Below are 22,046 nucleotides of genomic sequence, written 5' to 3' on the forward strand. Positions count from 1 at the left end.
TTAATTATTGTTAGTTTCGGTATCTAAAAGTTGGTTTAAAGCTTCTAATGTTGGAACGAGAACTTGCCGTGCTTTGCTGCCTTCAAAAGGGCCAACAATACCAGCGGCTTCCATTTGGTCAATGATTCTACCTGCGCGATTGTACCCCAATTTAAGCTTTCGTTGTAATAATGAAGCAGAACCTTGCTGTGCAATCACTAATACTTCTGCAGCTTCACGAAATAGTTTGTCGCGTTCCGATATGTCATTATCAAGAGTTGTGCCACCTTCCTCGCCAACGTATTCAGGGAGTAAATGTGCGTCGGGATATGCTTTTTGCGACCCTATAAATTCTGTGATATCTGCTACTTCGGGTGTATCTACAAAAGCACATTGAATACGAGTTAACTCGTTGCCTTGTGTGTAAAGCATATCACCGCGACCAATTAATTGATCTGCGCCAGAGTTATCTAAAATAGTTCTTGAGTCAATCTTACTCGTTACTCTAAACGCGATTCTAGCAGGGAAATTGGCCTTTATAATACCCGTAATTACGTTTACTGAAGGGCGTTGTGTAGCAATAATTAAATGGATGCCGATAGCTCTTGCAAGTTGTGCCAATCGCGCAATTGGTGTTTCTACCTCCTTGCCAGCAGTCATAATTAAATCTGCAAATTCATCAATTACTAACACTATGTATGGCAAAAAACGGTGGCCTTCATTCGGGTTTAGTTTTCTGTTTTTAAATTTTGTGTTGTATTCTTTAATGTTACGCACCATTGCATCTTTTAAAAGATCGTAGCGAGCGTCCATTTCGATACACAGCGAGTTTAATGTGTGTACTACTTTGGTGGTATCAGTAATTATGGCTTCGTCTGTATCTGGAAGTTTTGCGAGATAGTGTCTTTCAATTTTGTTGAAAAGTGTTAGTTCAACTTTTTTGGGGTCTACCAAAACGAATTTTACTTCGGCAGGGTGTTTTTTATAAAGTAGTGACGTTAGTACGGCATTCAACCCAACAGATTTTCCTTGACCCGTTGCTCCTGCCATAAGCATATGCGGCATTTTAGCTAGATCGACTACAAAAGTTTCATTGCTAATGGTTTTTCCAAATGCAATAGGGAGTTCCATTTCAGCATTCTGAAATTTAGGAGAAGCAATTACAGAGCGCATTGAAACTATCTTCGCATTTTTGTTAGGCACTTCAATACCAATGGTTCCACGCCCAGGAATTGGAGCGATGATACGTATTCCTAATGCAGAAAGTGAAAGCGCAATATCGTCTTCAAGGTTTTTAATTTTTGAAATACGAACTCCAGCGTCGGGAACAATTTCATATAAGGTTACGGTTGGACCAACTGTTGCTTTAATATTTGCAATTCCAATTTTATAGTTGTTGAGGGTTTCAACAATTCGGTTTTTATTTTCTTCTAGCTCTTCTTGATCGATGGTGATTCCACCACCAGCTGTATGGTCGCGCAATAATTCTAAAGTTGGAAATTTATAGTTGCTCAACTCCAATTTAGGGTCAAATTCTCCAAAATCTTTTACAAGTTTATTGCTAAGATTTTCAATTTCTTCTTCTTCAGCAGCTTGTTCCACTTCCATTGCTACATCGCCTTCAATATCCGATTTTAGAATTATTTTTTCAGCAGGCGGTGGGGGAGGTGTGACCTTTTTTTCAATAGATGGTTCTAAAATTTCTTCTTTAATTTCGTTGGTGTTTGAAACCGTTTCTGGGTTTACAATTTCTTTTTCTTCAACATTAAATTCAGAAGCTATTTTCTTTTTAGAGCTTTTAAGGCTGTCAATAAGTATTTCAGGGGTAAGCTTTAATCTAACAACGAGATAGATAATTAAGACAAAAGTCATTACTAAAATGGCGCCTACAAGACCTAAATAATCCTGCATTAAATCGTTTACTTCGTAGCCAATAATACCACTAAAAAGGGTTGTTTTTTCTCCAAAAAATCCAAAACCCACAGAAATCCAAAGCATTACTAGTAATCCCCAAAACCAAAATTTTGCTAACTGTCTTTTTGCGTAATCGAAGAAATAATAAATTCCAGTTATGGTTATAAGAAAAGCAATTGTAAAGGCTGAAAGCCCGAAACCGTTATAAATAAAAAAATGCCCCACATTTGCACCAAACTTATTAAGCCAGTTTTTTGTTTGTAGCTCACGTTCTGCTAAGATCCCTATTTCACTTTGGTCGGTTTGCCAAGTAAAAAAGTAGGACGCAAATGAAAACAACAAGGCAAGCCCTAATAAAAACAAAAAACTACCCAAAAGTATTTTTTGTTGTTTAGATAGCGAAAAGCTTATTTTTTTACGTGGTGTTTTTGTTGTTGTTTTCTTTTTCTTAGCCATTAATGGAACGGTTGTCTGTTAGCAAAAATACAAATATCAAACGGCACAAACCATATTATTATTTAAAATTCAAAGCTGAAGATTTCTAGCATTTTTTTAAATAGTAAAAACGGTATTTTCCTATAAAATGAGTTCTAAAATTTTGGGATATATATGATACAACCAACCAATATAGCTGCAATTGCTGCAAAAAATACAGCCCCGGCAGCTACGTCTTTTATAAATCCAATTTTATTGTGAAAATCTGGATGCACAAAATCTGCAATTTCTTCTGCTGCGGTATTTAACCCTTCAATACTCATTACCAAGCCGATTGAAAAAATTTGAAGCATCCATTCTGTAGGAGATATATCAAAATAAAATCCAGCAATTGTCATTAAAATGGCAAGGACTGTTTGAACTTGAATACTCGCTTCACTTTTTAGTAAAAGTAAAGCGCCTTTCAAGGCATAACCACACCCTTTTAGGCGTTTTCCTATAAAGGTATCCCACATTATAATAAGGGTTTTAGGGCAGAAGCGTAATCCGGTTCTTCCCCGATAGTAGGTACTTGTTGCCTGTGAATTACTGTTCCTGTTTCATCCAACACTAATACAGCGCGTGAGTGTAAGCCTTGTAAAGCGCCATTTTTCATGCTTACACCATAATTATTCCCGAAGTTACCATCACGGAAATCAGATAACATTTCTAAATTTTGAATTCCTTCTGCAGCGCAAAAACGTTTTTGTGCAAAAGGCAAATCTTTTGAAACACATAAAACTTTTAAATTACTCAATTTTGATGCTTCTTCATTAAATTTTCTCGCTGAAGTTGCACAAATACCGGTATCTATACTTGGAAAAATATTTAACAATACTCTTTTTCCTTTGTAATCCGCAAGTGTTTTTGAAGTTAAATCCTGTGTTGTAAGCGTGAAATCAGGAGCTGTTTCTCCTAAATTGGGAAGGTTTCCAACAGTTTCTATAGTGTTTTCGCCTAATTTTATGGTTGCCATGGTTTTAGTTTTTAAAATTAAAATATAAAGATAATAATTCGTTTGTTGCTGAAGTACCAATATACATTTAAAAGAAACATCCCTTTTTTAAAATAAAATATCCCTTTGTATTTTTATACAAAGGGATATTTTAATATGTATAAACTGCTTATCGGTCTATTGCACCTAATACTTTTTGAGCAAAGGTATTTGCTGCCTCACGCTCAGGCATTCCGTTTTCAATCATTTTGTGGACTTCCATTGCTCCGCAGAGGTTTGTGATAAGTTCACCAATGATATCCATTTCTTCCTCTGTTATTCGATTGTATTCGCAGTATGATTCTAAAACTTCTACGCAATTTTCTATTTGCGCTACAGAAGTATTACGCTGAATATGTCTAATTACGGGCAACTTCATTTACAAGATCTTTTAAAAGTTCAAATTTATTTGTTTGAATTTGGTTTACTAAAACACCATTTTTGAAAGTAGCGAATGTAGGCAGATTATCAACATTTGCCATTTTTCTACTTTCAGGAAATTTTTCAGCATCCACCAAAATGAATTTGAAATTCTCTGTTTCTGAAGCTAATTTTTTAAATTTTGGCTTCATCAACCTGCAATTGCCACACCAGCCAGCTGAATACTGAACAATAACGTTTTTTTCTTCAGCAATCAGTTGCTGCAAACTATCGTCTGTCAGTTCATGTACCATATTAATTTCTTAAATAGGTTGCTACAGCTTCACGAGTTGCAAGCATTGCTTCTTTACCTTCTTCCCAGTTTGCTGGACAAACTTCACCTTTTTCTTGAACGTGGGTGTAAGCGTCAATCAGTCTAAGAAATTCGTTTACGTTTCTTCCTAAAGGCATATCGTTAACACTTTCGTGGAAAATTTTACCTTCCTCATCAATCAAATATGTAGCGCGATACGTTACATTGCTTCCTTCTAGTAAATAGTGCTCTCCATTTTCATCATAACTTTCACCTGTAATGTCTAGAATGCCGAGAGCATTTGATAAATTACGGTTTGTATCTGCAAGCAAAGGGTAGGTAACACCTTCAATTCCGCCATTGTTTTTTGGAGTGTTTAACCATGCAAAGTGAACTTCAGGTGTATCGCAAGATGCGCCAATAACCATAGTGTTTCTGTCTTCAAATTTTGAAAGTGCTTCTTGAAATGAGTGAATCTCGGTTGGGCAAACAAAAGTAAAATCTTTTGGGTACCAGAAAAGAAGTACTTTTTTGTTGTTCTTTTTTGCTTCTTCAAGCACATTTAGCTTAAAAGTATCTCCCATTTCATTCATTGCGTCTACTGAAATACTTGGGAATTTTTTTCCTACTAATGACATAGCTTTATTTTATTTTTTGAGTTAAAATTTTTTCTACTGCAAAGGTAAAAAGTCCTGTGGGAAATAATAGAAAATTCAAATAGATTAATCTATATACCGATAGCTTTTTATTATAACGATATTTATTTCAAATAAATAAAACTTATGAAAATATTGTTGTTAATTTTCGGGAGTAGTTAACTGTCTGATTTTAATTCTAAAGGCAGCAAAAAGAAGTGTTGTAAATGGACTAAGCCAGTTGAAAATAGCATAAGCTGCGTAGTGTAATGTATCCACGCCTAAAACACCGCTATGGTATGCGCCGCAGGTGTTCCATGGAACTAATACTGAAGTTACAGTTCCTGAATCTTCTAAAGTTCTTGAAAGGTTTTCTGGGGCAAGGCCTTTATCTTTATATGCTTGAGCGTACATTTTTCCGGGGATTACGATGGCAAGATATTGGTCGCTAGCAGTAATATTTAATGCCAAACAGCTAGCTACAGTGCTTGCAAAAAGCCCAAATGTTGTGTTGAATAATTTTAAAAGTGCTTTGCTTATAGCGGCTAGTGCACCGATGGCATCCATAATTCCTCCAAAAACCATGGCGCAAAGGATGAGCCAGATTGTATTTAACATACCTGCCATACCACCAGAGGAAAAAAGTGCTTTTAATGCTTCGTTTTCTGTTGGGATAGCACTATCTACCGTAATGGCATTCATGATGCCTTTATAACCATTTTCAAAAGTTAGCGAGGTACCCCCTCCTAATGAAGAAACAATAGCTGGTTGAAATACTAGCGCTGCAACAGCTCCCAATAAAGTTCCTATTAATAATGCTATAAGGGGTGGTGTTTTCTTTATAATTAAAAAAATCACAATTAAAGGGACTACAAAAAGCCATGGACTTACATTGATAGCATCTTTTACCGCTGCTAGGATTAAATGTATATCGGCAGTACCGGAGGTATCTATGTTTAGGCCAATAATTATAAACACAATTAAAGTAACACATAAAGTTGGTATGGTTGTATAAAGCATATACCTTATGTGTGTAAATAAATCAGTTCCGGCCATGGCAGGAGCAAGGTTTGTAGTGTCGCTTAATGGAGAAATTTTATCACCAAAATAGGCTCCAGAGAGGATTGCACCAGCAGTCATGCCTAAAGGAATGTGTAACGCATCAGCAATACCAATAAGTGCGATACCAACGGTTGCAGAGGTTGTCCAACTACTACCCGTTGCAACTGAAATAATAGCACAAATAATAACGCAAGATGCTAGAAATATCGTAGGATTTAATATTTGTAACCCATAATAAATCATCGTTGGTATAATACCGCTAATAAGCCAAGTTCCTGCTAAAGCACCTACCATTAATAAAATTAGTATTGCTCCAGCGGTAGCTTTTACATTTTGGGCAACTTCTTCCAACATTTGATCAAACTTCACTTTATTAAAAAAACCAACAATTGCAGCTATAGCCCCTCCCATTAAAAGAATAAATTGATTACTACCACTTAAAGCATCATCGCCAAAGGCGTAAAAAACATTGTAAAAAAGCATTATTATCAAAGCAAAAACCGGTATGAGGGCTTCCCAAATATTTAGTGCAGCATTTTCAACTACCTGATCTTCTTTTGGGTCTGTTGGTTTTATTTCTTGGCTTTGCATAAAGGTATTTTTATAAATGAATTGTAATGTTACGATTTTGTAAAAAGTTATGCAAATTAAAAAAGACTCCTAGATGTATATCTGAGGAGTCTTTTTAGCTTATATTGTTAGGAGCTTTAAAGCACTCCAACTTCAACCATACATTCGCGCATCATTTTATAGGTGCGCTCTATATCGTTATCCAGACCAATAGAAAAACGGATTAAACCATCGCTAAGTCCCATTTCTTTTTGCTCCTCTTCAGGGATTTCAGAAGAAGTGGAGGAACCTGGTGCACTAAAAAGCGTTTTGTAGAAACCAAGACTTACGGCTAAATACCCTAAGTTTTTTTCTTGCATAAGTTCCATCAATTCATTTGCTTTATCAATACCACCAACATCTAAGGTCAGCATACCGCCGAACCCATATTCTTTATTCATCATTTTTTTGAAAAGCGCATGGCCTGAATGTGATTTTAAACCAGGATACACTGTTTTTAAACCATCTGCTTCAAACTTTTCAGCTAGATATAACGCATTTTCACTATGTTGTTTAATACGAATGTGAAGTGTTCTTAAATTTTTTAAAATTGAAGCCGCTCGCAAGCTATCCATTGCTGGTCCGAGAAGCATGTTTGCCCCATCGTTTACATTGCGAAGTGCGTCAATAAATTCTTGTGAACCACAAGTTACACCGCCCATGGTATCGCTACTACCATTAATAAATTTAGTTAAACTGTGTAAAACTACATCTGCGCCTAATGCTGCAGGAGAAATACTTAATGGCGAAAATGTATTATCGACCAATAATTGCAAATTGTGTTTTTTAGCAATTTTTGATAGCCCTTCAATATCTGCAATTTCTAAAAGTGGGTTACTGACGGTTTCACAATATATTATTTTAGTGTTTTCCGTAATTGATTTTTCAACTTCCTCGAGCTTGGTAATATCTACAAATGAAGTTTCAATATTCAATTTTGGCGCAAAATTTTTAAGAAAGGCATACGTACCTCCATAAATAGTCCTACTTGAAACCACATGGTCTCCCGCTTTGCACAACTGTAAAATAGCTGGTGTAATTGCCCCCATACCGCTAGCAGCAACATTTGCCGTTTCAGTACCTTCCATGGCTGCAAGCGCTTGCCCTAAGTATAAATTTGAAGGTGTAGAGTGGCGGGAATAAAGATAACATCCATCTGCATTTCCTTCAAAAGTGTCGAACATTGTTTTTGCTGAGAGGAAGGTGTAGGTAGAAGAGTCTGAAATTGAAGGGTTTACACCTCCAAATTCTCCAAAATATTGTAAATCTTGAATTTTATTAGCTGGTTTAAATGCCATAATTATAGTTTTCTTGTTGTTTGGCAAATTTGCAAAAATTTAAATGAGTGGTCAAATTATAAACAACTTCCTTTTGAAAGACTTGTTTTAAAATTGGGTAAAACTTTATTGATTATAACTTTTACTATCTAAGCTTTAACAGTTAAATTTGCATTTCATTTTAAAAGAGATACTTTATGAGCACTTATGATGTAGCAGTAATAGGTTCTGGGCCAGGTGGCTATGTGGCCGCAATACGTTGCGCACAATTAGGAATGAAAACTGCAATTATTGAAAAATATGATGTTTTGGGCGGAACTTGTCTAAACGTTGGTTGTATTCCTAGCAAAGCATTGTTGGATTCTTCACATCACTATGAAGATGCATTAAAACATTTTGAAGACCATGGAATTGAAATTCCAGGTGATATAAAGCTAAATTTCAAAAAAATGATTGAGCGTAAAGCTGCCGTTGTAGATCAGACTACAAAAGGAATTGCGTTCTTAATGGATAAAAACAAAATTGATGTTTTCACCGGAATGGGGGCTTTTAAAGATGCTACGCATATTGAAATTACCAACGGAAAGAAAACAGAAACCATCGAGGCAAAAAACACAATTATTGCTACAGGTAGCAAGCCTGCATCACTTCCATTTATAAAACTTGATAAGGATAGAATTATCACATCAACCGAAGCTTTAAGTTTAAAAGAAGTGCCAAAACATCTTGTGGTTATTGGAGGGGGGGTAATTGGTTTAGAACTTGGGCAGGTATACCGTCGTTTGGGAGCTGAAGTTTCTGTAGTAGAATATATGGATAGAATTATCCCAACAATGGATGCTGCTCAAAGCAAGGAATTAACAAAAGCCTTGAAAAAACAAGGGGTGAAGTTTTACCTTTCTCATAAAGTTTCTGGAGTTTCAAAAAAAGGAAAAGAAGTTACTGTTACCGCAACAGATAAAAAAGATCAAGAAGTAACCTTGACTGGTGATTACTGTTTGGTTTCTGTAGGAAGAAAAGCGTATACTGATGGCTTAAAAGCTGAAAATGCTGGTGTAAAAATAACAGAAAGAGGAATGATTGATGTTAACGATCAGCTTCAATCAAACATTAAAAATATTTATGCTATTGGTGATGTAGTTCGAGGAGCTATGCTTGCACACAAAGCTTCTGAAGAAGGAAGTTTAGTAGCTGAAATAATTGCTGGGCAAAAGCCACATATCGATTATAACTTAATTCCAGGTGTTGTATATACGTGGCCAGAAGTTGCTTCAGTAGGTAAAACTGAAGAACAGCTTAAAGAGGCTAATATCGCATATAAAAGTGGACAGTTCCCGATGCGTGCTTTAGGAAGAAGCCGTGCGAGTGGCGATACAGATGGTTTTGTAAAAATACTTTCAGATAAAAATACAGATGAGGTTTTGGGGGTACATATGGTGGGTGCCCGTGTTGCAGATTTAATTGCTGAAGCTGTTGTGGCTATGGAATTCCGCGCAAGTGCTGAAGACATTGCGAGAATGAGCCATGCACACCCTACCTATGCAGAAGCTGTAAAAGAAGCTGCATTAGCAGCAACTGAAGATAGAGCATTGCACATTTAAAAGCTAGTTGTATAGCACTAAAAAAGTCCCAATTATTTGGGACTTTTTTAGTGCTATACTTTTTTAAAAGATTTTATTCAGTAACCGAACCTTCCGCGCTTGTATTATTTTTTATAATGGTTATTGCTTGTGTTTTCCAATCTTCTTCAACAAGTTCCCAGGCTACATAGGCATTTGCCAGATTAAAACTTGAGAGATTAACTTCAGCTTTTTCTACCACCCCTAAATAGCTTTCTTCATTATCTTCATAATAGGAAAAGGTAAATACATAATACGCTAGCTTGTCAACTATAATTTCATCCAAATAATTAAACGTAGTTGGGTATTCTTCATATTCTCCTCCGGCGGTATTGTATAAGGAGAGTTTGGCAAATTCCTTAGGTTCTAAATATTTTTGTGGAATTAAGTTGGTCTTTTGAGATGCTATAAGACTTTCCATTAATTCGTGTCTAGAATACAGATCTTCCAATGCGGTATTCAATATATTAGAATCTATTTCTAAGTTTAAATGTATAGCGGCCATTAAAACTTGAATGTACAACCATTCTTCTTTTTCAATATTCTGAATAAGAAGTTGAAGTGTTTTATTTATTTCTGAATTTTCCCCATCAGATTGTTTTGCAATTTTAACGTAGCTCTGGATGAGTGAATAATTTATATTACTGTTGTTATTTCGAACTGTCGTATCTATATATTTCACAGCATCTGAATACATGTTTTTTAAAAATACGCTACTTAGCAATGGCATTTTGTTTTCATAAATACTATCACCCAAAACATTGTAGCTGTATAAGGAAGCAAGTTTATCGCGGTAATTGTCTGTTGCTGCAAGTTTTGCAAAAAAGGCATCGTTGCGAACAAATAGGGGGATGGTGTCTGATAAAGAATAAAATACGTTGAATGAAGTTCCTATAATACGTTGCGGTTGGTAATTTTCTAATAAATCAAAATATGTTGTTGGTGCTGCTGGATTTTTTAATTCTAAAAATTTTTCTAGAATTGCCAACTTAGCGTTGTTGCTTGTATTTTTAGCTTTGTAATAATCGGTAAGTGTATTAAGGGTTTCAGGTTTTTCAAGAGTAACCAATTCACTAATTATATTGTATTTTGGGCCGTGATAAAGGCTGTCGTTTTTAAAATTATGGGTTAGATTTTTTGCTATTGTACTATATTCTGAAGCATCAAAAGCATAATACTCAAAGGCACCATTTGCATCATTAAATTTTGTAGAGTCTTTCGATTTTAGATTTTTAAAAATCAAGGCTGCTTTGGAGGCGGTAAGGTCGAATTTGTTTGTGTTTTTCTTTATTTCAAATGAATCAAAAAAATCATTTACTCGCGGTTTATCTATTTCTTCATCTCCCAAATAGGTTAAAAGCAAGATAATTGTGTCGTCTTCAAGCAACAATTTCATTCGTTGTTTAACCTTGGTGTCTGGGTTTGTCATTCGTATTTCACGTGCTGGTTTTCCAGCCAAAGTTGTTGAAACATTACTGATTACAGTGTCGTTATATTCTGTTAAAATTTTAATATAATCTTCATAAAAAGCTTTAGGTGATTTTTTTCTATAATAGGGTTTAAGTTTAACACTTTGCACCAAATACGTGCCAGCAGTATTACGGTCTATGGAGCTGTAATTTTTTAAGCTACTGTATTCCATTGAAGCATCATAGCGTTCTTCTTCAAGTAAAACCTCCTTACTTGGAGCTTTAAAGGAATATTTTTCATTGATAGTAACAACAGTATCAAAAGTTGTTTTGGCATAGGGTAGCAGTTTAAAGGAATTTAAAAACTCATCATCGTCAGAGATTTTTTCATTTTCTACAGTTTTCTGGGCCATCAATAAATACGTTCTATTTCCGCGTAAAAATAGTTTCGCTTTTGTATGAAATTTATTACTGAATAAAACTTCATATTCTTCTCCTTCTGCAGCACCTAAAGTTATTTTCTTCGATTCGCTTAATGTATGTCCTTTTTCTGAAAAATAATTATCAAATTCTACGTAGTAATCATTTTGTTGTTTTAAGTAATACCCTAATGGTTGGTCGTTATATCTTAAAATATAAACGGTTTTATTAGCTTCATCCTCCGTGGTAAACATGTTTAAGATGTAAGACGATTTTTCCTCATCATAAGGGTTTTCTTTTACTTGAGTGCGATCAGTTTCAGGTTTTGGTATCCGGACGCTATAGGCACCTACAGTATCTATTTTGGTTCTCCAAACGGAAGGTTTAATTTTTGGATCAAATACTTTTATAGAATTAAAAAAAGTGTCCGCATACGGAGAAGTGATTTCATCTAAAGTACTTTCAGAGAAAAAAACGTAGACAATTTTATTGTAAAAGGCAAGCTGCATCCGTGCTACACTTTTTTCTTTTTGAATAATTGCCTCTGTAAACTGTATGCTATCTTTTTGATAGGTTCTTTTGCTTACTACACTATCTGCTGAATCTTTGAGGTGACTATTGATTATGTTTCCTACAAAATCATAGCCTTTTTTTAGATTCTGTTTTCTTAAGTCCATTATCAAATAATCAAAAGTACTCCCGAATATAAGATCTGTACTGCTATAGCTTTCGTACTTCTCAACAATATCTAACGCAATTGGTTTTGTGGGAGTTAAAACACTATACCCCAATGACTCATCATTGGTTAAAAACCAACGCGTTGTATTAGGGACTATTTTGTATTGTTCGTTTTCTTGATTAAATGTTGCTTGAACTTTACGAACTGAATACCCTTTTTGTGCTAACAGTTCAAGCATTCCATCGTTCCCAGGTAAATGGGCTGCTCCTACAGCAGCGAAAATTGTATTGTTTTGCATTATTTTAACCATGCTATTAACCATAACATTGTTACGACGTACCATTATTTTGTCTGCAGCTGCGTTTTTATTAATGCAGTATAATATTTTGTCAATATTCCCTTCATAATACAGTTGGGTAATTGTTTCTAATTGTTCATCTAGCTCTTCCTTGCTATTATTTAATATACCAAGGATGCTTTTTTTTACATCTTCATCTTTTAAATTTTCAGTTAATGGAATCTGGTCTTCAATTTTTTCAAGCCCAGTTATTTTTTTATTGCTATTATGTGCGATTCCGTAGAGGTAGGCGTCCAAAAATGTGCGTCTGTCGTTTGGTTTATCTTTTTCCTTAGTTAACATAGACTCTATCAACTTTGGATGCAGGATTGGAAAACTATCAAGATCTATTTTGTTTATTTCAAAAAAACGATCTTTTAATCGTTGGTAATCCTCCTTGGATAAAACTTTTTTAAAAATATTTTTTGGAGATTTTAGATATAAATTTTTATCAAAATCATCATTTATCGAATCGGGATTGATTTCCAATGCGAAAATTTCTGAGTTTTTTATTGCAGGAATTACCGAATCACTAAACTTAAAAGCACGATTATCCTTTACGTGTAATGTGCCAAAAAGGTATGATTTTTTAGCACTGTCCTTATGCTTAATTTCCCATAAAAGATTATAATTATCACGGTCTTGTGCAATTAAAACATGTATGTTGAGAAAAGCTATAGCAATTAAAAAAAGAAAGCGCGCAGAACCATTCATATAAGTAACAGTGGGTTGTATTAATAATAATCAATAATAGTAATTTTAATACAATTTAAATCTTATATTTTTGCGAAAAGATAAAAACGTAATCCCTACCAAATAAAAAAGCCATCTCAAGGTTGAAATGGCTTTTTTAGAAACTTATTATACTTTTTATTTAATAATTCCGCCACAGGCTACTCTTCCTCCAGCATCCCCAGTTGGTTGTGAAACAAAATCATCTGTTCCATCATGTACTATAATTGCTTTTCCAAGAATGTCTTTCTTCTCATCCCCACACCCAATACACCATTCATCAGTTTGCATTGCTATTTTTCCGTTTCCGTTGGCATCTGCTTCAAAATTACCGATGTCACCTTTGTGAAAACCTTCGTCATCTCCCCATTTACCATGTTTTTGGTGTGTGGGATTCCAGTGTCCCCCTGAAGATTTTCCGTCATCTGAGCTACAATCTGCTTTTTCATGTAAATGAATTGCATGTGTTCCTGCTGTAAGCCCAGAAAATTTAGCTTCCATTTTCACAATACCATTTGCTTCTGTAAAATATACTTCGCCCACAGCGGTACTTCCGCTCTTAGGTTCCATGGTAACTGAAATTGATTTAGACTCCACTTTTTCAGCAGTGGTATCTACTTGTACAGAATCAGTTACTTCTTCTGCATTATCCATGTCTTTTTTTTCATTCTTACAACCTACAAACGCTAAAATTGCTGTGGCTGTAATTAATAATCCTAGTTTTTTCATTTGAATATACTTTATAGTTAGTGTTAGTTATTCTTTAATTTCTTAAAGGTAATATTTCCTTTCACAGTGCGCAAAATTTTAAAAAAAACTTAGCATTTAAAATTAGCGTTAATCTAACTTTTTAATGCCAAAACAAAATTTATTCCTACACATATAATTTTCTTACAAATACTTTAAACTTAGTTTAACGTTTCAATTTGGAATATAAACAACGATTGTTTTACTTTTAAAAGATGAAGAAGAAAGAAGCTATAAGCGGGTTTGTTTTTACCAAACACACTCCAAAAAACCAATCCCCTTTCGATACACTTTTTGATGTTTTTCAAGAGTTAATTACGCATACTTCAGGAGATTTTGAAGAAGCTATGGATTGGTTAAAGCAGTTGGATGAAGAGTATAATATTACTTCTGAAGATTACACTTTAGATGATTTTGTGGAGGAATTAAAGCAAAAAGGGTATTTGCGGGAAGCAATAAAAATAGATGGTAAAAATGGTTTGAAGATTACTGAAAAAACGGAAAGAGCACTTCGCAAAAAAGCCTTAGAACAAATATTCGGTAAACTTCGGAAAAATGGCGTAGGGAATCATAAAACCAAGCAAAAAGGTAGGGGAGATGAACAAGCAGGAGAATTTAGAAACTATAGATTCGGTGATTCTTTGGAGCAGATTTCTATGACTGAAAGTTTTAAAAATGCACAAATAAATCATGGTCTTGGCGATTTCACTCTCTCAGAAAATGATTTAGTGGTTGAAGAAACCATGCATAAAACCCAAATGAGCACTGTGCTAATGATCGATATTAGCCACAGTATGATTTTGTATGGCGAAGACCGAATAACACCAGCAAAAAAAGTGGCTATGGCGCTCTCTGAATTTATAACAACACGCTATCCAAAAGATACTTTAGATGTTTTAGTTTTTGGAAATGATGCCTGGCCCATAAAAATAAAAGATTTGCCTTATTTAAATGTAGGTCCATATCACACAAATACGGTTGCTGGACTTCAGCTTGCTATGGATATGCTTCGAAGAAAACGAAACACCAACAAACAAATTTTCATGATAACCGACGGTAAGCCGAGCTGTGTAAGGCTTCCCGATGGACGTTATTATAAAAATAGCAATGGCCTTGACAATTATATTGTTAACAAATGCTATGCTATGGCATCGCAAGCACGGAAGCTTCATATTCCCATAACTACATTTATGATTGCAGAAGATCCTTATTTAATGCAGTTTGTAGAACATTTTTCTGCAGCAAATCAAGGAAAAGCATTTTATACAGGTTTAAAAGGTTTAGGCGAAATGATTTTTAGTGATTATGAAACCAACCGTAGAAAACATATAAAATAGTAGCCTGGGGTTTTGGTGTGTACATGGCTATTGTGGTAAAAAACAAAAATAATTTTTCCTTTTAAGTCATTGGAAATTAAAAATTGAAAGTAAAAAATTATGAATATAGAAAAAATTAAAACCTTTGGCGAGCTCAAAAATTCGGGTTACAAGTCCATAGCAATAAAAGAAGAATTACGTCGTAACCTACTTCAGAAAATAATGAAGAAAGAAACAACTTTTGTAGGAATACACGGTTATGAGCTAACTGTAATCCCAGAATTGGAACGCGCCATTCTTTCAAAGCATAACATAAACCTCTTAGGGCTTCGCGGACAGGCTAAAACACGTTTAGCAAGACAGATGGTGCAACTTTTAGACGAATACATTCCTATTGTTGACGGTAGTGAGATTAATGACGACCCCTTCAATCCCATTTCCAGGTATGCTAAAAACCTTCTTGAAGAAAAAGGAGACGCGACTCCAATACGTTGGTTGCATCGCAACCAACGTTTTTCAGAAAAACTTGCCACGCCAGATGTTACCGTTGCAGATATAATTGGCGATGTAGATCCAATAAAAGCAGCCAATCTAAAATTAACGTATGCAGATGACCGAGTGATACATTTTGGGATGATTCCACGCAGCAATCGTTGCATTTTTGTCATCAATGAGTTACCAGATTTACAAGCTAGAATTCAAGTGGCACTTTTTAATATTTTGCAGGAAGGCGATATTCAGATTCGTGGTTTTGCAGTGCGATTGCCTTTAGATATTCAGTTTGTTTTTACGGCCAACCCAGAAGATTACACTAACAGAGGGAGTATTGTAACGCCATTAAAAGACAGGATCGGTTCGCAGATTTTAACACATTATCCTAAAGATATTGAAACGGCACGCATAATTACTGAACAAGAAACAGCGGAAGCTATCAACGCGAAATCAAATATTTATGTGCCAGAACTAGCAAAAGATATCTTAGAACAAATTAGTTTTGAAGCTCGAAAAAATGATTTTATAGACGCTAAAAGTGGTGTAAGTGCCCGATTGAGCATTACTGCTTTTGAAAACCTATTGAGCACCGCAGAACGAAGAGCTTTGCATGCTGGCGAAGAAAAGACAAGCCTTCGTTTGGGCGATTTTATGGGGGTTATTCCTTCAATTACAGGAAAAGTAGAATTGGTTTACGAAGGCGAGCAGGAAGGTGTGTCGCAAGTTGCACAGCAATTAATTGTAGACGCTGTGAATACTATATTTTTAGAAAAATTCCCGAAAATTGAAAAACTTACTAAGTCAGACGATATAGATCCGTATGCAGAACTAGTAGCTTGGTTTTTTGAAGAAAATGATTTTGAACTACGCGATTCATTTTCTGAAGTAGTGTATAAAAGTGAACTTGACAGAATAATTCCTCTTCAGCAGCTAATAGAGAAATACCAACCTAAAACTTCAAAAAAAGACATTTATTTTTTAAAAGAAGTTATACTCTGGGCTTTGGCAGAAAACAATAAACTAAGTAAATTCAGTTTGGGAAATGGACTGCATTTTAAAGATTTATATGGAAGCTACATTAGCGGACTTTAAACGTGCATATTAAAACCCCCGCAAGTATATACTTGTGGGGGTTTTTAAATGTTTTTTAGAAAATTAAATATGTGGGATTACCAATTCATCACCAGGGTGAATAAGGTCGGCAGATTTTAATTTTCCTCTATTCGCTTCAAAAATTGTGTTGTATTTATTTGGATCCTTATAATAATGCTTCGCTATTTTGCTAAGGGACTCTCCACTTTTTACAGTATGGTGTGCATAAATTGAAGCATCTGCTACCTGTATATCAGCCATGATATCTGTTGGATTTTCACCTCCAACACGTTTTATTTCATCCCAAAGAAGGTTTTTTTCGTAAGGAGTATTTGCGGTTCCCCATACCTTTAATTGTCCATTTTCTTCTTTTACATCGCCATTTTGAATATTAAGTTTTTCACCTAAATCCAAGACACTTTGATATTTTGATTTAATCATTTTTTTAAAGTTTAAAAGTTATTTTTTAAATATACAAAAATATAGTGTTTAACTTTCTAGTGTTTGCAAAACTTTAGTATATATGCTGTATATTTAAATATTTGACAGTATTTTAACTAAACATTAATCAGAATTAATAAAATATTAATAAGACTTAGAATATCTTTGATTCAAACAAATCATCTATACAACTATGAAACTAAAAACAATTTTAATGTCGGCTGCAGTAGTAACAATGCTATTTGCGAGCTGTAATGACTCGAAAAAGAAAGAAGTGCAAGCACAGGCACAGGCAGAAGAAATGCGTATGCAGCGTGAAAGCGATTCTTTAATGAAATTAGAAGAAGATGCTAAAATGAAAATGGCTGAACTGGAAGCGAATTCCATTGCTGCAAAAGCAATGGGTAATTCAGAACTTTCTACCTTAGTTAGTGCGCTTCAAGCTGCAGATTTAGCTCAAATACTAAAGACAGCAGGAGAATATACAGTATTTGCACCTACAAATACTGCTTTTGAAAAGCTTAAAAAAGCAACACGAGAAGAGCTTATGAAGCCAGAAAACAAAGAAAATCTTCAAAAAGTATTGAAATATCATGTACTTCAAGGGAAAATGAATGCTACAGACGTTTTAGTAAAAATAAAAGAAGCAAATAATAAGCTTGATGTTACCACTATGAATGTCGAAATTTTAACCTTGTCTGAAAAAGATGGTAAAGTAATGGTAAAAGATGCCAACGGAAATACTGCAACCGTAACAAGTGCAGATATGGATGCATCAAATGGGATTGTTCACATAATTGATAAAGTGTTGATGCCAAAAAAATAATTCATACTTAAAAATGAATTTTATAAGCCTCAGCAATGAGGCTTTTTTTATATCGAATTTTCACTGAGATACTTGAATTCCTTTAAACTTTCTTTGCTTTCAATGGAGTGGGACATACCATTTTTAATCAATAAATTTTGAGTTGTAATGTTTAAAACAGCATCATAATGATGATCGGTTATAAGTATTCCTTTTTTAACCTTAAGTTTGTTCAGAAAATTAGTTATTTCAATTTTATATAATGGGTCTACCATCGAAAATGGTTCATCGAACATAATAAAAGGATGCGGGGAAGTACCTACTAAAAGCACCTCTAAATAACGAACTTGCCCTAAGGATAAGGCACTTACTTTCTTTGCGGTAAATGTTGCAATTAAAGGGTCATAAAAAATTGCATCTTGGGCTTTCTCGTCTGAAAAATAGATGGGAATCAAGTCGCGAACTTTTATATTTTTTGGCAAAAAGGAAAATTGAGGTAAATAAGCAATCTGTCTATTATTAATAGTATTCCTTGGATTAAAAGAATTATTATCGAAAGAAATTTTAATAGAGTCAGCTATTACAGTTCCAAAAATCATTTTGAGCAGGGTCGATTTTCCGCAGCCGTTTCTTCCGAAGACGCCTAAAATAGTGCCTGTTTCAAGTGAAAAAGAAACGTTTTTGATAATTTCTTTCTTGCCATACGTTTTTGATGCGCTATAAAGTTGTATTAATGCCAAGGAAAAGGTTAAATATTAAAAATAGCAAGCCCAAAACAGGTATTCCTATAAGAAAGTTTATAATAAATGAAGTTTTTAGCAAGCTAGTTTTTGTGATTCCTAAATTGAAATAAAAATAGAATTGATTCTTATAAAACACATTAAAACCAAGCATACCAATAAAAGGGCCAATAATTAAAAAAAGCAAAGATGCCCAAAGCAATCCTCCAAATAAACTGCATATAATAGCAAACACAGATATAAAAGGCACTATAGTTTTATAAAACTGCCAATAAGCTCGGTACATTTTGTTTTTTATAAACTATTAATGACAGCTACAACCGCCATCCATAAAACCTTGTGTTTCTTGATGCCATGGAAAAGCTTGATTGTATTTATCCATTTCCCAGAAAAAAGGAAGCCTCTTTTTTGGGGTGTTTCCAATTTCATTCATGGTTTCAGAATCGTATAACCTTCCATTAATCATAACCATTTTTATAGTTTGAGTATTTTCTATATTTTCAAGTGGGTTTTCATCCATTACGATTAAATCGGCTAGTTTTCCTACTTTAAGAGAGCCAATATCTTGCCCAGCACCAATGTATTCCGCAGCATTTATAGTTGCGGCTTTTAATGCTTCCAAATTACTCATTCCACCTTGGTGTAACATCCAAGTTTCCCAATGAGCCCCAAGGCCTTGTAGCTGCCCATGAGCGCCCATATTAACTTTTACACCTGCTTCACTAAGTTCTTTAACAGTCTCAGAAACTAAAATATGACCGTTTTTATACTCTTCTTGCGGAGATTTTATTCTGTGGCGTGAACGGCTATCTACAATACTACGCGGTGTAAAATTTAATAATTTTTCATTTTCCCACACATTGTCGCGTTCATAGAAGTAAAATTCTCCATTCATTCCACCATAATTTACAATTAGCGTAGGAGTATAGCCAGACCCACTTTTACCCCAAATCTCCAAAACATCTTTATAAACTGGGGCTACCGGTATATTGTGCTCTACACCTGTATGGCCGTCAATTACCATCGTTAAATTGTGATAAAACGTTGAGCCACCTTCTGGCACTACATTGATTTGCATTTCTCTTGCAGCCTGTAAAACTTGTTGGCGCTGGTCTCTACGGGGTTGATTGTAACTTTTCACACTTTTTGCGCCAAAAGCTTTAGTACGGCGAATGCTACTTCTTGCATCTTCTAAATTATTAATAACCGCTTTAAAATCGCCATCGGCACCATACAGAATAAATCCGGTCGAATATAATCTAGGGCCCACCAAATTTCCACTTTTTTGAAGTTCAGAAAGTGTGAAAACCGTTTCAGTATTTGCAGATGGATCGTGCGATGTTGTTACCCCGAAAGCTAAGTTTGCCATAAAGGGCCAGTATTGTTGTGAAGGTAACCCATAACGAAAAGCCCCCACATGCGCATGCGCATCTACCATTCCTGGCATAATGGTTTTTCCTTCCGAAGCATATATCTTTGTTCCAGCAGGGATAGAAACTTTAGCAGCTTCACCTATTGCTTCAATTTTATTGCCATTTATAAGAATAGTGCCATTTTCAATCACTTTATCGTTTTCCATGGTAATGATTCGTGCATTGGTAAAAGCAATTTTACCGCTAGGACTATCTACAGGAGCTTGTAAGCCAATTTTTATTCCTGATTCTGTTAATTCAGGGACTTTTTCTGGTGAACCAGCTAAGAAAGTAAAACGATCCTTAAGTTTATTGCTAAAATATTCATCACCCAAGGTCCACATTAATTTTTCACTGTTTGATGACCAATGAATATTGATGCCAGCATCTTTTGCGAGTTGAGAAACAGGTACAGATTTACTGTTGTTGTCTAAATCAATAGTTTGCCCGTTAAGCGGGAAAGGCGCAACATATAGCTTGTGAAGGTTTGTAAAAGCAATCCATTTATTATCTGGACTTGGTATTAATCTATTTGCGTATTTTGATTTAATATGTGTTTTTTCATCCGCTCCCTCAAGATTTACACTACGCAATTGTTTTTCAATATTACCAAAATAGGTACCGCCTGTTTGAAGGAAAATTCTTTTTGCATCATTACTGAATAATGGATATTCACCTTTGTCAACAACAAATTTTTCATTGCTCCCATTTGCGTCTATAATGTAAATACCATCATTTTTAGTGTAGGTAAATCCTTGATCGGTATTTCCTTTTTCTTTTCTGAAGACAATTTTCGTACCATCTGGGGAATAGGAAGGGGTTCTATAAATTCCTTTTTCAGAAGTTATTTTTGTTGAATTTCCACCATTAATTGAAATTTTTCGAATTGCACCTTTTTCCAGATCATTCCAAGTTACGTAGCTAATTTCAGTGCCATTAGGTGAAAAACACGGTTCAAATTCAAAATCTGTACTATTTGTTAAGCGTTCTGGAGTACCATTTGGTAAGGTTTTTTTATATAAATGCCCAAGCGCACTAAAAACAATAAACTTCCCGTTTGGTGCAGTAACTGCGTGACGAATCATTTTTGGAGTAAATGTTTCAGACTCAATTTTATTGTTGAAATGCACGGTTTCTGCCAAATCAATATTCACTTTTGCAGTAAAAGGTATGTTTGTAACCGTAAGTGAATTCACAGCAATCTTATTTATTTTTCCACCACTCCAAAATACGATTTCTTGGTTGTTGGGCATCCAACTGAAGTTTGGATACGTACCAAAAAGTGCCCAAGCTTCTTGTTGGTCTTTGTTTAAAGCGTCATAAATAGGCCATTCTTCTCCAGTTTCTAGATCGTGTAAAAACAATACACTCTTGGTTCGAACTCTTTTAATGAATGCCAGTTTTTTTCCGTCAGGTGAAATTGTTGGCCTCGAGGCACTTCCTGGTCCACCTGTAATTGTTTCTGTTTTTCCAGTTTCAAATTCATATCGTTTTATTACATAAATTTGATCGTTTGGGTCTTTATTATATTGAAAATAACCGCCTGGATATACATCTTCACAGTAGTAAAGATAGTTTCCATCTTGTGATACAAAAGGTTCATTTACATCTTGTTGGTCGTTTTTACGTTTTGTGAGTTGCAAGCCACTGCCACCAGATTTATGATATTGCCACATTTCCCCAGCCCCTAAACTTCTTCCGGATGAAAAATGCTTTCGTGCTATTAAATAATTACCATCAGCACTCCAAACAGCGTTGTTTAACAATCTAAAATCTTCTTTGGTAATTTGTTGTGCATCGGTTCCGTCGCTATTCATTACCCAAATATTATCTCCCCCGCCAGCATCACTAGTGAATGAAATTTTTGTGCCATCTGGACTAAATCTAGGTTGAATTTCAAAAGGAATGCCTGCGCGAAGTATTTTGGCTTCACCGCCCGTAATTGGCATGCTATAAATATCGCCTAGCATATCAAAAACTATGGTTTTACCATCTGGGCTTACATCAAGATTCATCCATGTACCTTCATTTGTAGAAAAAGAATGTGTTTTGTAGTTAAAATCGTTACCGGGATTGGCTACTTCCCATTTTGATTCTTCTTTTTCTTTGGCTTTAGAATCCTTTTTTTGTGCGAAAAATGTGGTTGAAATAGTAAATAAGAGTAGAAATGGAAAAATTCTCATAGTAG

At 34.9% G+C, this 22,046-nt stretch carries 17 protein-coding genes; 4 read left to right on the forward strand and 13 right to left on the reverse strand.

Annotated elements, in window-relative coordinates; genetic code table 11:
- The 8 genes from ABJ955_RS10075 to ABJ955_RS10110 form a co-directional block, all read right to left on the reverse strand.
- On the reverse strand, nt 1–2,349 hold the full coding sequence (locus ABJ955_RS10075) for a DNA translocase FtsK 4TM domain-containing protein (RefSeq protein ID WP_347374494.1): 2,349 nt from the start codon (nt 2,347–2,349) through the stop codon (nt 1–3).
- 134 nt (nt 2,350–2,483) lie between these two features.
- Entirely contained in the window at nt 2,484–2,843 is a 360-nt protein-coding gene (locus ABJ955_RS10080; RefSeq protein WP_347374495.1) for a diacylglycerol kinase, read from the reverse strand.
- Nucleotides 2,843–3,343 (reverse strand): thiol peroxidase, encoded by a 501-nt coding sequence (gene tpx / locus ABJ955_RS10085; protein ID WP_347374496.1) that lies wholly within the window; start codon nt 3,341–3,343, stop codon nt 2,843–2,845. The genes ABJ955_RS10080 and tpx overlap by 1 nt, the downstream gene beginning before the upstream one ends.
- 148 nt (nt 3,344–3,491) lie before the next feature.
- Nucleotides 3,492–3,740, reverse strand: coding sequence for a hypothetical protein (locus ABJ955_RS10090; protein ID WP_347374497.1), 249 nt, complete (start codon nt 3,738–3,740; stop codon nt 3,492–3,494).
- The gene (locus tag ABJ955_RS10095; RefSeq protein ID WP_347374498.1) at nt 3,721–4,035 is read right to left on the reverse strand and encodes a thioredoxin family protein; all 315 of its coding nucleotides are present in this window, start codon (nt 4,033–4,035) and stop codon (nt 3,721–3,723) included. Before ABJ955_RS10095 ends, ABJ955_RS10090 begins: the two co-directional genes overlap by 20 nt.
- Before the next feature lies 1 nt (nt 4,036).
- Nucleotides 4,037–4,672, reverse strand: a complete 636-nt coding sequence (locus ABJ955_RS10100; RefSeq protein WP_347374499.1) for a peroxiredoxin — start codon at nt 4,670–4,672, stop codon at nt 4,037–4,039.
- A 159-nt stretch (nt 4,673–4,831) separates the two neighbouring features.
- On the reverse strand, nt 4,832–6,322 hold the full coding sequence (nhaC, locus tag ABJ955_RS10105; protein WP_347374500.1) for a Na+/H+ antiporter NhaC: 1,491 nt from the start codon (nt 6,320–6,322) through the stop codon (nt 4,832–4,834).
- Between the two features lie 116 nt (nt 6,323–6,438).
- Nucleotides 6,439–7,638, reverse strand: a complete 1,200-nt coding sequence (locus tag ABJ955_RS10110; RefSeq protein ID WP_347374501.1) for an aminotransferase class I/II-fold pyridoxal phosphate-dependent enzyme — start codon at nt 7,636–7,638, stop codon at nt 6,439–6,441.
- Nucleotides 7,639–7,814: 176 nt separating this feature from the next.
- Between ABJ955_RS10110 and lpdA the strand changes: the two genes are divergently transcribed.
- The gene (lpdA, locus tag ABJ955_RS10115) at nt 7,815–9,218 is read left to right on the forward strand and encodes a dihydrolipoyl dehydrogenase (RefSeq protein WP_347374502.1); all 1,404 of its coding nucleotides are present in this window, start codon (nt 7,815–7,817) and stop codon (nt 9,216–9,218) included.
- A 73-nt stretch (nt 9,219–9,291) separates the two neighbouring features.
- Here lpdA and ABJ955_RS10120 read toward each other — a convergent pair whose 3' ends face one another.
- Together ABJ955_RS10120 and ABJ955_RS10125 are read right to left on the reverse strand one after the other, a co-directional pair.
- Nucleotides 9,292–12,795, reverse strand: a complete 3,504-nt coding sequence (locus tag ABJ955_RS10120; RefSeq protein ID WP_347374503.1) for a TraB/GumN family protein — start codon at nt 12,793–12,795, stop codon at nt 9,292–9,294.
- Nucleotides 12,796–12,951: 156 nt separating this feature from the next.
- A complete protein-coding gene (locus ABJ955_RS10125; RefSeq protein WP_347374504.1) occupies nt 12,952–13,542 on the reverse strand; it encodes a superoxide dismutase family protein in 591 nt (196 codons plus the stop codon).
- Nucleotides 13,543–13,775: 233 nt separating this feature from the next.
- On the opposite strand from ABJ955_RS10125, the gene ABJ955_RS10130 reads away from it, so the two are divergent.
- A complete protein-coding gene (locus ABJ955_RS10130) occupies nt 13,776–14,897 on the forward strand; it encodes a VWA domain-containing protein (RefSeq protein ID WP_347374505.1) in 1,122 nt (373 codons plus the stop codon).
- A 99-nt stretch (nt 14,898–14,996) separates the two neighbouring features.
- The gene (locus ABJ955_RS10135; protein ID WP_347374506.1) at nt 14,997–16,460 is read left to right on the forward strand and encodes a magnesium chelatase; all 1,464 of its coding nucleotides are present in this window, start codon (nt 14,997–14,999) and stop codon (nt 16,458–16,460) included.
- 63 nt (nt 16,461–16,523) lie between these two features.
- On the opposite strand, the gene ABJ955_RS10140 is transcribed toward ABJ955_RS10135, so the two are convergent.
- Nucleotides 16,524–16,901, reverse strand: a complete 378-nt coding sequence (locus ABJ955_RS10140) for a LysM peptidoglycan-binding domain-containing protein (protein WP_347374507.1) — start codon at nt 16,899–16,901, stop codon at nt 16,524–16,526.
- A 193-nt stretch (nt 16,902–17,094) separates the two neighbouring features.
- Between ABJ955_RS10140 and ABJ955_RS10145 the strand changes: the two genes are divergently transcribed.
- Nucleotides 17,095–17,727 (forward strand): fasciclin domain-containing protein, encoded by a 633-nt coding sequence (locus ABJ955_RS10145; protein WP_347374508.1) that lies wholly within the window; start codon nt 17,095–17,097, stop codon nt 17,725–17,727.
- Nucleotides 17,728–17,774: 47 nt separating this feature from the next.
- Here ABJ955_RS10145 and ABJ955_RS10150 read toward each other — a convergent pair whose 3' ends face one another.
- Complete coding sequence (locus tag ABJ955_RS10150) at nt 17,775–18,446, reverse strand: ATP-binding cassette domain-containing protein (protein ID WP_347374509.1); 672 nt, start codon at nt 18,444–18,446, stop codon at nt 17,775–17,777.
- 304 nt (nt 18,447–18,750) lie between these two features.
- Nucleotides 18,751–22,041, reverse strand: a complete 3,291-nt coding sequence (locus ABJ955_RS10155; RefSeq protein ID WP_347374510.1) for an amidohydrolase family protein — start codon at nt 22,039–22,041, stop codon at nt 18,751–18,753.
- Nucleotides 22,042–22,046: the final 5 nt, after the last annotated feature.

The organism is Aequorivita sp. Q41 (genome assembly GCF_039831855.1).
GTDB lineage: Bacteria > Bacteroidota > Bacteroidia > Flavobacteriales > Flavobacteriaceae > Aequorivita.